Here is a 12,185-nt window from a genome sequence, read left to right on the forward strand (position 1 = left end):
TCAACTATACGCGGGCTCCGCTCGTACCGTGGGACCGACCGACCCTCGTCTGCTCACGCTGGCACACTGCCCTGACCTCGTCGGATCCCGCCTGGAGAAGAAGTCATGCACAGCCTCGTCCGACCCGCCGTCGCGGCACTCGTCGTCGCCGTGGCCTGCGCGGCCTGCACGTCGGGTGCCGACGAGCCCACGCCGACCGTCACGACCACAGCGACAGCACGGTCCGTCGAGCCGGTGACGCGCACGGTCACGATCGACGGCGCACAGGTCGTGCTCGAGGTGGGTCCGCTCGCGGTGCACGACGACGTCGCGGTGCTGCGCCTGGCGGCACCGACGGACCCGCCGGCGCTCCGGATGGCGTTCTGGGAGGTGTTCGAGAGTATCGGCACCCCGGGGCCCAGCGGCGTCCGCCTCGTCGACGTCGACGCGGGCACCGTCCTGCCGCCGGCGCGCGACGCCGACGGCCGGGCCGTGATGAGCAGGAACGGCAGCCCGGAAGGAGCCGCGACCGACGCCGCGCAGGACGCTGCGGGGGAGTCGACCGAGGTCATCTACGCCGCGTTCGCCGTCCCGGATGGTGACGCCGTCGACGTCCTGCTGCCGCAGGCCGGGTGGTTCGACGACGTCCCGGTCGTGGACGCCGAGGACGCCGGGACGTCGACCGTCCCGCCGTCGGAGCTGACGGAGAGCGACGTCGCGGAGCTGCCCGTCCTCGACCTCGAGCAGTACACCGAGCAGGTCGACGGTCAGGTCCGGGCGCGCGTCACCCCGAGCGAGGTCACCGTCGCCGTCGCCTCCGACGTCCTGTTCGCAGTCGATTCCGCCGACCTCGGCCCGGACGCGGAGGCGGCCCTCGCCGCCGCGGGCGCGCAGATCACCGCCTACGACGGTGGTCGACTCACGATCGTCGGCCACACCGACGACGTCGCCGACGAGGCCTACAACCTCGACCTGTCCGAGCGCCGGGCCGCCAGCGTCGAGCAGCGGCTCAGCAGCCTCGTCGACCTGTCGGCGTTCGACGTGGCCGTCGAGGGACGCGGCGAGAGCGTGCCGGCAGCCACCGGGACCTCGGTCGAGGCTCGCGCGCAGAACCGCCGCGTCGAGATCACCCTGGTGCCCGCGACGGACGTCGAGGTCGCCCCGGTGGCTCCCGCCGACGACGGAGAGCTGCCTGCGACGACGGCCCCGAGCGGGCCGGGGCCCGAGGGAGTCGACGTCCAGGACGGCGACGACAACTACTCGGTACGGCTCGCGGAGGTGCGCCGTGTCGGCTCCTACGTCGTCGGCGAGCTCGAGCTGACGAACCGGGGGGCGGCCGAGCTGAGCGACGGCGTGCTCGCTGCGGGGGCCTGGGACACGCGCGGCGACTTCGACCCGAGCCTGCAGTCCGCCGCGACGAACCTGACTCTTCTCGTCGGCCACAGCCGCCTGTACCCGCTCGACTACCGGCGCTCCGGGGAGCAGGACGTCCGCGAGCCGCTCACCGACCGCTCGATAGCGGTCGATCCCGGCACCAGCCGCGTCGTCACGGTCGTGTGGCCGGACCCGGGCACCGACACGGTCGCGGTGGAGGTGGCGTCACGGGAGATCTCGGCGTTCGGTGGGGTCAGCGTCGGCGGCGCCGCGTTCCGCCTCACGGACGTCCCGGTCGTGGAGGCCTCTTAGCGGCGAGCGCGTGCCCCGTCGGTGCGTCGTGGCACGATCGGAGGGTGACCAGCACGCCCGCCTCGGCCCAGCACCTGAGCGACCTCGCGCGCCTGCGACGGGTGCGGGACCGGATCGACCGCGAGTACGCCCAGCCCCTGGACGTCGAGGCGCTCGCGCGGGGCGCCCACATGTCCGCCGGCCACCTCAGCCGGGAGTTCCGTCGCGCCTACGGCGAGTCGCCGTACGCCTACCTGATGACCCGACGCATCGAGCGCGCGATGTCGCTGCTGCGTCGCGGGGACCTGAGCGTGACCGAGGTCTGCTTCGCGGTCGGCTGCTCGTCGCTCGGCACGTTCAGCACCCGCTTCACCGAGCTCGTGGGGGTGCCCCCCAGCGTGTATCGCCGAGAGCACGCCGGCGTGACGGAGGGGATGCCGTCGTGCGTCGCGAAGCAGGTCACCCGACCGGTCAGGAATCGAGAAGCGCGGACCCCCGAGCCGCACCTAGCGTGACGGTCATGGACATCGCCCTGCACTACGCCTTCCTCCCGCACGACGACGCGGACGCCGCACTCGCGTTCTACCGCGACGCCCTCGGCTTCGAGGTCCGCAACGACGTCGGCTACAACGGCCTGCGCTGGATCACGGTCGGCCCCGCGGACCCGTCGGCGCCCGCGATCGTCCTGCACCCGCCCGCAGCGGAGCCCGGCCTCACCGACGACGAGCGCCGCACGATCGTCGAGATGATGGCCAAGGGCAGCTACGCCGCCATCACCCTGGCCACCCACGACCTCGACGGTGTGTTCGCGCGTCTCGAGGCCAGTGGCGCCGAGGTCGTCCAGGAGCCGACCGACCAGCCGTACGGGGTCCGCGACTGCGCGTTCCGGGATCCCGCGGGCAACCTGCTGCGCATCAACCAGCTCACCTGAGAGATCACGCGACGCTGCTGAGACCGACAGAGTTGCTGCTGACGAGGGCCGCGACCGCCTCCGCCCCACAGATGGAGCCCTGATGAGCACGGACACGCACCCCGCCGACAGCCACGACCTGATCCGCGTGCACGGCGCGAGGGAGAACAACCTCAAGGACATCAGCGTCGAGATCCCGAAGCGGCGGCTGACCGTGTTCACCGGCGTCTCGGGCTCGGGCAAGAGCTCGCTGGTGTTCGACACGATCGCCGCCGACTCGCAGCGGATGATCAACGAGACGTACAGCGCCTTCGTCCAGGGCTTCATGCCGACGCTCGCGCGGCCGGACGTGGACGTCCTCGACGGTCTGACCACCGCGATCATCGTCGACCAGGAGCGGATGGGTGCCAACCCGCGCTCCACGGTCGGCACCGCCACGGATGCCAACGCGATGCTGCGCATCCTGTTCAGCCGGCTCGGGAGCCCGCACATCGGCCCGCCCCAGGCGTACTCGTTCAACGTCGCCTCGATCAGCGGCGCGGGCGCGGTGACCATCGAGCGCGGCGGTCGCGAGACCAAGGAGCGTCGCAGCTTCAGCATCCTCGGCGGGATGTGCCCGCGGTGCGAGGGTCGCGGCTCGGTCAACGACATCGACCTCACCCAGCTCTACGACGCGAGCCTGTCCCTCAACCAGGGCGCTCTGACGATCCCGGGCTACAGCATGGACGGCTGGTACGGCCGGATCTTCCGAGGGTGCGGCTTCTTCGACCCCGACAAGCCGATCGCGAGGTACACCAAGCGGGAGCTCGACGCGCTGCTCTACAAGGAGCCCACCAAGATCCAGATCGAGGGCATCAACCTGACCTACGAAGGTCTGATCCCGCGGCTGCAGAAGTCCTATCTGGCCAAGGACGTCGAGGCGCTCCAGCCGCACATCCGCGCGTTCGTCGAGCGGGCCGTGACCTTCTCGACCTGCCCCGACTGCGACGGCACCCGGCTGAGCACGGAGGCCCGCTCCTCGACCATCCGGGGCAAGAGCATCGCCGACGTCTGCGCGATGCAGATCAGCGACGTCGCCGACTGGGTCCGCGAGCTGGACGAGCCGTCGGTCGCCCCGCTGCTCACCGGGCTGCAGCTCCTGCTGGACTCCTTCACCGACATCGGGCTGGGGTACCTGTCCCTCGACCGGTCGTCGGGGACGTTGTCCGGGGGAGAGGCGCAGCGCACCAAGATGATCCGCCACCTCGGGTCGTCGCTGACCGACGTCACCTACGTCTTCGACGAGCCGTCGATCGGCCTGCACCCGCACGACATCCAACGGATGAACCAGCTGCTGCTGCAGCTACGGGACAAGGGCAACACGGTGCTCGTCGTGGAGCACAAGCCGGAGATGATCACCATCGCGGACCGTGTGGTCGACCTCGGCCCCGGTGCCGGGGCGGCGGGCGGCACGGTCTGCTTCGAGGGCACGGTCGAGGACCTGCGTACCAGCGGGACCCTGACCGGCAAGCACCTCGACGACCGCGCCACGGTGAAGGACGAGGTCCGCGCACCGACCGGGGCCCTCGAGATCCGCGGAGCGACCGAGAACAACCTGCGCGACGTCGACGTCGACATCCCTCTGGGCGTCCTGGTCGTCATCACCGGCGTCGCGGGATCCGGCAAGAGCTCCCTGGTGCACGGCTCGATCCCCGCCGGTGACGGCGTGGTGTCCATCGACCAGGGCGCGATCCGTGGCTCGCGCAGGAGCAACCCGGCCACCTACACGGGCCTGCTCGAGCCGATCCGCAAGGCGTTCGCGAAGGCGAACGGCGTCAAGCCGGCCCTGTTCAGCGCCAACTCCGAGGGCGCGTGCCCGGCGTGCAACGGCGCGGGCGTCATCTATACCGACCTGGCGATGATGAGCGGCGTCGCCACCGTGTGCGAGGTGTGCGAGGGAAAGCGCTTCCAAGCGTCCGTCCTGGACTACCACCTGGGCGGTCGCGACATCAGCGAGGTGCTCGCGATGTCCGTGACCGAGGCCGAGGAGTTCTTCGGCGCGGGGGAGGCCCGCACGCCTGCCGCCCACGCGGTCCTCGCGCGGCTCGCCGACGTGGGGCTCGGCTACATCAGTCTCGGCCAGCCGCTCCCGACGCTGTCCGGGGGAGAGCGGCAGCGGCTCAAGCTGGCGACCCACATGGGGGAGAAGGGCACGGTCTACGTGCTCGACGAACCCACGACCGGCCTGCACCTCGCCGACGTCGAGAACCTGCTGGGCCTGCTCGACCGGCTCGTCGACTCCGGGAAGTCGGTCATCGTGATCGAGCACCACCAGGCGGTCATGGCGCACGCCGACTGGATCATCGACCTCGGTCCCGGCGCCGGCCACGACGGCGGCCTCGTGGTGTTCGAGGGGACACCCGCCGACCTGGTTGCCACCCGACCGACCCTGACAGGCGAGCACCTGGCCGCCTACGTCAGCGCCTGACCGAACTGACCACGAGAAGGGATCTGACCATGGCAGAGAGCAAGAAGGCCGGAGCATTCACCGAGGAAGAGCGCGACGCGATGAAGGAGCGCGCCAAGGAGACCCGCCGGGGGTCCAAGGCGGCCGACGGCGAGAGCGACCTGCTCGCCAAGATCGCCGAGATGGGTGACGCCGACCGCGCGATGGCTGAGCGGGTCCACGCGATCGTCACAGAGACGGCTCCCGAGCTGGCCCCGAAGACGTGGTACGGGCAGCCAGCGTGGGCCAAGGCCGGAAAGGTCGTCGTCTTCTTCCAGGCCGCCTCGAAGTTCAAGACCCGCTACGCGACGCTCGGCTTCAGCGAGGACGCGAACCTCGACGACGGGTCGATGTGGCCGACGTCGTTCGCGCTCGCCTCCCTGACCGCCGCCGACGAGAAGCGCATCGCGGAGCTGGTGAAGAAGGCCGTCGGCTGATCGCCGGCTACGCGGTGCGTGCGCGCAGCACCTGCCGGGCGGGGGAGAGGAGGGCCGCGTCGCGGACGTCCGCGGCCGTGGCCTTCACATAGATGCCCGTGGTCTTGAGGTCCTCGTGGCCGAGGAGCGCCTGGACGGCGGGCGCCGGTACACCGGAGCGGATGAGGCCCTTCGCATAGGTGTGCCGGAACCCGTGCGCCGACTCGCCCTCCTGCTTCGGGACCCCGGAGCGTGCGATCCACCCGTCGACGAGGTGTCGCAGGGCGCCGCGCGTCAGCGGGACCCCGTCGGCCCGACGCAGGAGGGGAGAGGCGGCGGGGAGCGTGCCGAACCGTGCCGTGCGCTCCTGGAGGTACGCCTCGACGAACGTGATCGCCTCTGGTGGCACCGGGACGATGCGCTGTCGGTTGCCCTTGCCGATGACGGACATGACGACCTCGCCGCCGGAGTCGCGTCGCAGGGACTGCTCGGTGACGGCGCACAGCTCGGCGGCACGGACGCCGGTGGTGGACAGGAGGGCGAACGTCGCGTGCTCCAGGGCGGGCCAGCGGCGGGCATGAGCCTTGCGCTCCTCCCAGACCGCTTCGGCGAGCCGCTCGAGCTCGTCGTCGTTCCAGCCGGCGGGCAGCCGCACCGGCCGCTCGGGCGCCTCGATGCGCAGCGTCGGGTCGACGCCGAGGTGACCTTCGAGCTGGAGCCAGTGGCACAGCAGGCGCAGCGTGCCCACCCGCCGTTGCGTGGTGCTCACGGCCTCCTGCATGCGGATGACGCGGTACGCGTTCTTGATCTGCGTCTCCGTCAGGTCGTCGACCAGCACGACGGTCAGCGGGTCGGGGTCGTCCGCGGTGGGCTTGTCTCCGAGGCGTCCGGTCTGCCGGGCGATGACGGTGGCCCACACGACGATGTCGCGACGGTAGTTCTCCCGTGAGCTGTCAGTCAGACCGCGACGCGTGAGTGTCGCACGGTCGATGAGGAACTGGTCGACGACCTCGCTCAGCGGCACACCCATGCTGCGCACGGTAGGTCGGCTCCGTGCCGGACCGGCGGCGCCGCGCCGTAGTTGCGCGCATAGTGTCGCGCCCGGCTGCGTCGCCGGGATCGTCAGCGGAGGACTGCCGTCGGCAGGGTCGGGCGCTCGCTGGGATGTGACGACGGCTTCACCGACGAGTCGTCGGCGGCCGTTCGTCTGGTCGTCGACGCGCGGTCAGCGACGAAGAGACGGTCCACAGGAGCGAAGAGCGCCGCAAGGGCGTCGGCATAGGGGTTCAGATGTTTCTCGCATAGTGCCGCCTATGTGCGCAAAGCCATCGTTAGCCCGCTCAAGAGGGGCCATTCGAGGAACTGGCCTGCACCGTTCCCGGCGAACTGCTCACGTCCGGCCCCGACGAACCGCCTCCGCACCACACCCGCAGTCTCGCGTTCCTGATGTCCCGTACGACGGCCCGCCGAAGTCGCCGGGCGCACAGGTGCTCCAAGGCCGGCTGGACCTCGAGCACCCGTGCAGGCGTCCTCCGACGCTGGGAATGACATAACACTGCGCACCACTGTCAGGCGCTCGGCGCCGGCATCTCCGGATCAGCTCCGATGATCACGCCGATCTCCTGCCCGGCGGTACGACGCTCCGCGTAGGCCTGCCAGTTCCGGCGGACCATCGCGGCATGCGCTCAGGCGGTCGCAGCGTTGCGCAGGGTCAGCACGTACCGTTCCTCGGTCTGCGACTGGTCGCGCGGGACCACCTGCCGTTCACCGGTACGTGTGAAGCCGGCGCGCACGAACAGGTCGCCCGCGGCGTGGTTGCCGTCCAGGAGCCACAACGACACGGTCCGGGCGTCCTGCGCGACTGCCGCCTGCCGCACGGCGTCGATCAGCGACCAGCCGACGCCGTGACGTCGTGACTCGGGTGCCACCCACAGGGCCACGATGTGCCGGTCGTCCACCGGTGAGCCGGGCTCCTGCATCATCGTGACGATCCCGCGTCCGACGCCGTCGTCGTCGACCGCGACCCACGTCGTGGTGGTCCGGATGCGCATCCGCCAGTGCGACTCGGCGAACCGTTCCTCCCGGCTCAGCGACGCCCCGTAGACGTTCGGGTCCTCCCGCAGAGCGCGCAGCCGGACATCCTGGACAAGTCTCCAGTCGTTCTCCACCACCTGTTGGACAAGCACAGTCACAGGATGCCTCACCTCGGCCGGATGGGCGCTCAGGGCTCCTCGCGCGCCGTCGGCTCACCTGCGGTTGCACCACCGTGACCAGCGGGATCGGGGACAGCGCGTGCGGCGTCGGCGATCTCCTCCTCCGGTCGGGGCGGCACGGTCTCGTCGTACTCGAGCTCAGGCACCTCGTGCCCCACGGACTCCGTCACAGCGGTCTCCTTCCGACGCCCACCAACCTACGGGCGGTGCGAGTGGTGCGACAGCCCAGCTGCCTCAGAGGTCGATACCCTCGCCGGGGTCGAGCGAGACGGGCTCCCCCGCGCCTCCCAGCCGGCCGAGCAGCCCGATCGCCATCCCCTGGCCGATAGCACTGAGCAGGGCGTCGTGGACGACGACGATCCGGCGCGGTCCCACGCTGCGCACGTAGTCGACGACCTCGCCCAGCTTCAGCCACGGAGCTCCGAGGGGCGTGCACAGGACGTCGACCTGGGCACCCGCGGGGTCGACGTAGGCGTCACCGGGGTGGAGCACACCCTGCGTCAGGTAGCCCACGTTGTGGATGCGCGGCACGTCCTGGTGGACCAGGGCGTGCCACTCCCCCAGGGCCGCCACGTCGAACCCGCCGGCGGAGAACGTGTCGCCCGCGCTGACCGGGTGCACGCGATCGGCGGGCGCGCCGGCCTCGACGAGCGCGTCGACGACGGATTGAGGTGCCCAAACCTGCACCCCGCCGCCCTGCACAGCCTCCGCGAGTGGCTCCGTCGCGACGTGGTCGGGGTGCTCGTGCGTGACGAGGACCGCCGCCACGCCGTCCAGCGCGGCCGGGAGGTCGGAGAACACCCCTGGGTCGATGACCAGGCGATCGTCGCCCCGGTCGAGTCGGATGCAGGCGTGTCCCCAGCGCGTCAGACGGATGCTCATCCGATCAGTCTGTCCTGACCAGCGCGAACGCGCGCGGCGTTTCGCTCCCGACGCGTCGCCCGGATACGGTGGCGCACGTGCTGGTGCTCGGGGTGTGCAGTCTCAAGGGTGGCGTGGGCAAGACGTCGATCACCCTCGGTCTGGCGTCGGCGGCCCTCGAGCGCGGGCTGCGCACGCTGGTCATCGACATGGACCCGCAGGGCGACAGCACCATGGCGCTCGGTGCCCGGCCGCAGGGCGGCGACGTCGCCTCGGTCCTCGACGAGCCGGGTGAGTCGACCATGGCGGCGGCGACGGTCCTGTCCTCGTGGGCCGACGACGGGCTCGACGTGCTCGCCGGCTCGGAGCGGTCGGCCGTGCACGACCGGATGGACGGCACCGACGTGGACCGCCTGCGCTTCGCGTTGTCGTGGGTGCACGGGTACGACCTCGTCATCGTCGACTGCCCGCCGTCGCTCGGCGGGCTGACCCGCACGGGTCTGGCGGCCTGCGACCGAGCCCTCGTGGTCACGGAGCCGGGGCTGTTCGCCGTCATGGCCGTCGGCCGCGCGATGCGCACCATCGACGAGCTGCGACGCGGTCCCGCGCCCGCGCTCCAGCCGCTCGGCATCGTCGTCAACCGGGTCCGCTCCCGCTCGATCGAGCAGGCGTTCCGGCTCGAGGAGCTGCAGTCCCTCTACGGGCCGCTCGTCCTCACTCCCCCGGTACCGGAACGCGCAGCACTCCAGCAGGCGCAAGGCGCTGCTCAGCCCGTGCACGCGTGGCCCGGCGCCGCGGCCGCTGAGCTGGCGCGCACGTTCGACGCGCTGCTGGACCGCGCCCTGCGGGCGCCTCGGCACTGACGCACGAAAGAGCGGCCACCCGGACGGGCGGCCGCTCCAGGGTCCGTGGGGTCAGCCGGCGGTCCGCGCCTGACGACGCAGAGCGAGCTCGTCGTGCGCCGACGGCTGGATGACGAGCTCGTCCTCCTCGTCCGCACGCTCGGTCGGCAGAGCGGCCAGCGTTCCCTCGACCTCTCGCCAGACCCGGCCGACCGCGATGCCGAAGACTCCCTGTCCGCCCTGGACGAGGTCGATGACCTCGTCGGCGGACGTGCACTCGTAGACGCTCGCACCGTCGGACATCAAGGTGATCTGCGCCAGGTCGTCGACCCCGCGCTCGCGCAGGTGGCTCACCGCGGTGCGGATCTGCTGCAGCGAGACACCGGTGTCGAGCAGACGCTTGACCACCTTGAGGACGAGGATGTCCCGGAAGCTGTACAGCCGCTGCGTGCCCGAGCCGGTTGCCGGGCGGATCGACGGCTCGACCAGACCCGTACGAGCCCAGTAGTCGAGCTGGCGGTACGTGATCCCGGCGGCCCGGCACGCGGTGGGTCCGCGGTAGCCCGTGGCGGTGTCGAGGTCGGGGAGGTCGTCGTCGAACAGCATGCCCTGAGCGCGCTGCGGCACTGCCCCGCTGACGCTCTCGGCGCTCTCGTTGCTGGTCACGAATCCTCCACTCGTCGCACGCCGGTCGGCGGACATCTCCCCCGGCTGCTTGTCAGACTAGGCCCGTGGGGGTGCAGACGCCATGACGCCCATGGGCGTGTCGCGACGGGCGAGTCTCACCTTCGACCTGAACACGAAGGTTCACCCCCCAGTACCCACGAGCAACCGTGGCCCACGCCTCAGCGACCCTCGGCGCCGCCCTGGTCGTCGGGCTCCACCCCCGTCGTGAAGTCCTCCGGTGTGACGACGTCCAGGAACCGTCGGAACCGCTCGAGATCCTGCTCCGACGTCGTGGTCCGCACCTCCACGCCCGCGACCGCGACGACCTCGGCGGAGCACAGCACCGGACATCCGAAGCGCAGCGCCATCGCGATGGCGTCCGAGGCCCGCGAGTCCACGCGGGGCCCGGTGCGCAGCACCAGCTCGGCGTGGAACACCCCGTCCTCGAGCCGGGTGATCTCCACCCTGCTCAGCCCGGATCCCGTCGCGATGAGCACGTCACGCAGGAGGTCGTGCGTCATGGGCCGCGGGGGCACGATCCCCGCCTGCGCGGACGCGATGGCGCTCGCCTCGGCGGGCCCGATGAGGATCGGGACGAGGAGCTCGGAGTCCGGGTCGAGCAGCAGCACGACGATCTCCTCGTCGGCGAGATGCTGGCGCACGCCGACGATCTCGACCGGAACCAGCTCGGCGTCCTCTCCCATGCAGCCCACGCTACGACGCGGACGCCGATCCGGCTCCCCCCGCGGGCCCGCGAACTTGGCCGGTCCCGTTACGGGGTCAGGTCGGCGACGGCCGCGCGTACGAGCGCCGTGTGCATCTGCGTGCACAGCTCGCCCACCTCGGCGGCCAACGTGCTCGCGCGCGCCCGTGACGACGCGCTGCGCTGACCGCGCCACGGCGTGACGACCTGCTCGACCAGGTCCGCCTGCCGGTCCGCGGACGTGCGGAACTGCCGCAGGTGACGCGCGTCGATGCCGTGCTCGGCCAGGGCGGCGGCCGCGACCACGATCTCCCGGGCCCACAGGTCGAACGAGCCGGAGCGGTCCACGCGCAGCACGCCCGCGGTGACGAGCTCGTCGACGAAGCCCACCTCCACCCCGGACTCGCGCGCGAGCACGTCGATCGTCCAGCGCGTCCCGGGGACCTCCCGGACCCCGTCACGCGTCGCGAGGCGCGCCCGCGGAGCCGGCTCGTCCTCCTCACCGGCGTCGAGAGCGGCCAGGCGGTCGCCGATGACCTTCAACGGCATGTACCGGTCCCGCTGCTGGCGCAGCACGAACCGCAGACGCTCGATGTCGGCCGGCGAGTACTGCCGGTAGCCCGCTGCGGTGCGCACCGGCTCGACGAGCCCCTGCTCCTCGAGGAAGCGGAGCTTGGACGTGGTGACGGCCGGGAACTCGATCTGCAGGGACGCCAGCACGTCGGAGATCCGCATCGATGCGCGGCGGGAGATCCCCCGGGGCCACGGCTCGTGCTCGCCGTCGGGCGTGACGACCTGCTGCGCCGGGGCCTGGACGCGCTGCGCACGTGCGCTCGTCACGAGGCAGCTCCCCTCGGGCCGAACGTCAGGGACCGGCCGGTCACGCGCCGGCCGCGTCGCGGTGCGGGCTGGGGTGGAACGTCATGCGGTACTTCCCGATCTGCACCTCGTCGCCCGACCGCAGCACGGACTGGTCGATGCGCGACCGGTTCACGTAGGTCCCGTTCAGCGACCCGATGTCCCGCACCACGAACGTCGTCCCCTCACGGACGAACTCCGCGTGCTTGCGTGACACCGTGACGTCGTCGAGGAAGATGTCCGCTCCCGTGGAGCGGCCCGCGACGGTCCGCTCAGCATCGAGCAGGAACCGCGCTCCGGCGCTCGGGCCACGCTGCATGACCAGAAGGGCCGACGTCGGCGGGAGCGCGTGCACCGCGGCCACCTCGTCGGGCGTCAGTCCGACAGGCGCCGACGCCTCGATCTCGACCGGCTCGATCGCTCCGAAGCTCATCGTCGTGTCGGGTCCGTAGGCGGAACGCCCGACCTGCGGGTCCTCGCCGCTCATGCCACCTCCCGGGCCCGTTCTTCACGTCGACCACCGGTGTTCCTCGGGGTCAGGCACACCCTATGCGGACCGAGCGGGTCGGCGCAGCACGTCCCGCGCT

14 protein-coding genes are annotated in these 12,185 nt (G+C 71.4%); 6 read left to right on the forward strand and 8 right to left on the reverse strand.

All coding sequences use genetic code 11. From position 1 onward, the window contains the following. The first annotated feature begins 105 nt into the window (after positions 1–105). From ASD16_RS06850 to ASD16_RS06870, 5 genes are all read left to right on the forward strand, one after another. Positions 106–1,665 carry an OmpA family protein gene (locus tag ASD16_RS06850; protein WP_055914543.1) on the forward strand — a complete coding sequence of 520 codons (1,560 nt, stop codon included), beginning with the start codon at positions 106–108 and terminating at the stop codon, positions 1,663–1,665. A 44-nt stretch (positions 1,666–1,709) separates the two neighbouring features. Continuing rightward, on the forward strand, positions 1,710–2,159 hold the full coding sequence (locus tag ASD16_RS06855; protein WP_055914547.1) for a helix-turn-helix transcriptional regulator: 450 nt from the start codon (positions 1,710–1,712) through the stop codon (positions 2,157–2,159). A 5-nt stretch (positions 2,160–2,164) separates the two neighbouring features. Next, complete coding sequence (locus ASD16_RS06860) at positions 2,165–2,575, forward strand: VOC family protein (protein WP_055915838.1); 411 nt, start codon at positions 2,165–2,167, stop codon at positions 2,573–2,575. A gap of 82 nt (positions 2,576–2,657) precedes the next feature. After that, a complete protein-coding gene (locus ASD16_RS06865) occupies positions 2,658–5,021 on the forward strand; it encodes an excinuclease ABC subunit UvrA (RefSeq protein ID WP_055914550.1) in 2,364 nt (787 codons plus the stop codon). A 29-nt stretch (positions 5,022–5,050) separates the two neighbouring features. Continuing rightward, positions 5,051–5,476, forward strand: a complete 426-nt coding sequence (locus tag ASD16_RS06870; protein ID WP_055914553.1) for an iron chaperone — start codon at positions 5,051–5,053, stop codon at positions 5,474–5,476. Between the two features lie 7 nt (positions 5,477–5,483). Here ASD16_RS06870 and ASD16_RS06875 read toward each other — a convergent pair whose 3' ends face one another. The 4 genes from ASD16_RS06875 to ASD16_RS06885 all read right to left on the reverse strand — a co-directional run bounded on the left by ASD16_RS06875 (position 5,484) and on the right by ASD16_RS06885 (position 8,550). After that, the gene (locus tag ASD16_RS06875; RefSeq protein ID WP_055914556.1) at positions 5,484–6,485 is read right to left on the reverse strand and encodes a tyrosine-type recombinase/integrase; all 1,002 of its coding nucleotides are present in this window, start codon (positions 6,483–6,485) and stop codon (positions 5,484–5,486) included. A 655-nt stretch (positions 6,486–7,140) separates the two neighbouring features. Continuing rightward, a complete protein-coding gene (locus ASD16_RS06880; protein ID WP_055914559.1) occupies positions 7,141–7,641 on the reverse strand; it encodes a GNAT family N-acetyltransferase in 501 nt (166 codons plus the stop codon). Between the two features lie 35 nt (positions 7,642–7,676). After that, entirely contained in the window at positions 7,677–7,838 is a 162-nt protein-coding gene (locus ASD16_RS21690) for a hypothetical protein (RefSeq protein WP_200942865.1), read from the reverse strand. A 64-nt stretch (positions 7,839–7,902) separates the two neighbouring features. Next, entirely contained in the window at positions 7,903–8,550 is a 648-nt protein-coding gene (locus ASD16_RS06885; protein WP_200942868.1) for an MBL fold metallo-hydrolase, read from the reverse strand. Positions 8,551–8,627: 77 nt separating this feature from the next. On the opposite strand from ASD16_RS06885, the gene ASD16_RS06890 reads away from it, so the two are divergent. Further along, on the forward strand, positions 8,628–9,392 hold the full coding sequence (locus ASD16_RS06890) for a ParA family protein (protein ID WP_055915842.1): 765 nt from the start codon (positions 8,628–8,630) through the stop codon (positions 9,390–9,392). Positions 9,393–9,443: 51 nt separating this feature from the next. Here ASD16_RS06890 and ASD16_RS06895 read toward each other — a convergent pair whose 3' ends face one another. The 4 genes from ASD16_RS06895 to ASD16_RS06910 form a co-directional block, all read right to left on the reverse strand. After that, positions 9,444–10,037, reverse strand: coding sequence for a MerR family transcriptional regulator (locus ASD16_RS06895; RefSeq protein ID WP_055914562.1), 594 nt, complete (start codon positions 10,035–10,037; stop codon positions 9,444–9,446). Positions 10,038–10,216: 179 nt separating this feature from the next. Beyond that, complete coding sequence (locus ASD16_RS06900) at positions 10,217–10,741, reverse strand: bifunctional nuclease family protein (RefSeq protein WP_055914565.1); 525 nt, start codon at positions 10,739–10,741, stop codon at positions 10,217–10,219. A gap of 68 nt (positions 10,742–10,809) precedes the next feature. Next, positions 10,810–11,580, reverse strand: a complete 771-nt coding sequence (locus ASD16_RS06905) for a MerR family transcriptional regulator (protein WP_055914568.1) — start codon at positions 11,578–11,580, stop codon at positions 10,810–10,812. 40 nt (positions 11,581–11,620) lie between these two features. Then, positions 11,621–12,085 (reverse strand): FHA domain-containing protein, encoded by a 465-nt coding sequence (locus tag ASD16_RS06910; protein ID WP_055914571.1) that lies wholly within the window; start codon positions 12,083–12,085, stop codon positions 11,621–11,623. Positions 12,086–12,185: the final 100 nt, after the last annotated feature.

The organism is Cellulomonas sp. Root485 (genome assembly GCF_001426705.1).
Classification (GTDB): Bacteria; Actinomycetota; Actinomycetes; order Actinomycetales; family Cellulomonadaceae; genus Cellulomonas.

Coding starts and splice junctions, on each gene's coding strand:
- ASD16_RS06860 (WP_055915838.1), top strand. CDS start 2,165: ATGGACATCGCCCTGCACTACGCCTTCCTCCCGCACGACGACGCGGAC.
- ASD16_RS06900 (WP_055914565.1), bottom strand. CDS start 10,741: ATGGGAGAGGACGCCGAGCTGGTTCCGGTCGAGATCGTCGGCGTGCGC.
- ASD16_RS06870 (WP_055914553.1), top strand. CDS start 5,051: ATGGCAGAGAGCAAGAAGGCCGGAGCATTCACCGAGGAAGAGCGCGAC.
- ASD16_RS06875 (WP_055914556.1), bottom strand. CDS start 6,485: ATGGGTGTGCCGCTGAGCGAGGTCGTCGACCAGTTCCTCATCGACCGT.
- ASD16_RS06850 (WP_055914543.1), top strand. CDS start 106: ATGCACAGCCTCGTCCGACCCGCCGTCGCGGCACTCGTCGTCGCCGTG.
- ASD16_RS06865 (WP_055914550.1), top strand. CDS start 2,658: ATGAGCACGGACACGCACCCCGCCGACAGCCACGACCTGATCCGCGTG.
- ASD16_RS06885 (WP_200942868.1), bottom strand. CDS start 8,550: ATGAGCATCCGTCTGACGCGCTGGGGACACGCCTGCATCCGACTCGAC.
- ASD16_RS06910 (WP_055914571.1), bottom strand. CDS start 12,085: ATGAGCGGCGAGGACCCGCAGGTCGGGCGTTCCGCCTACGGACCCGAC.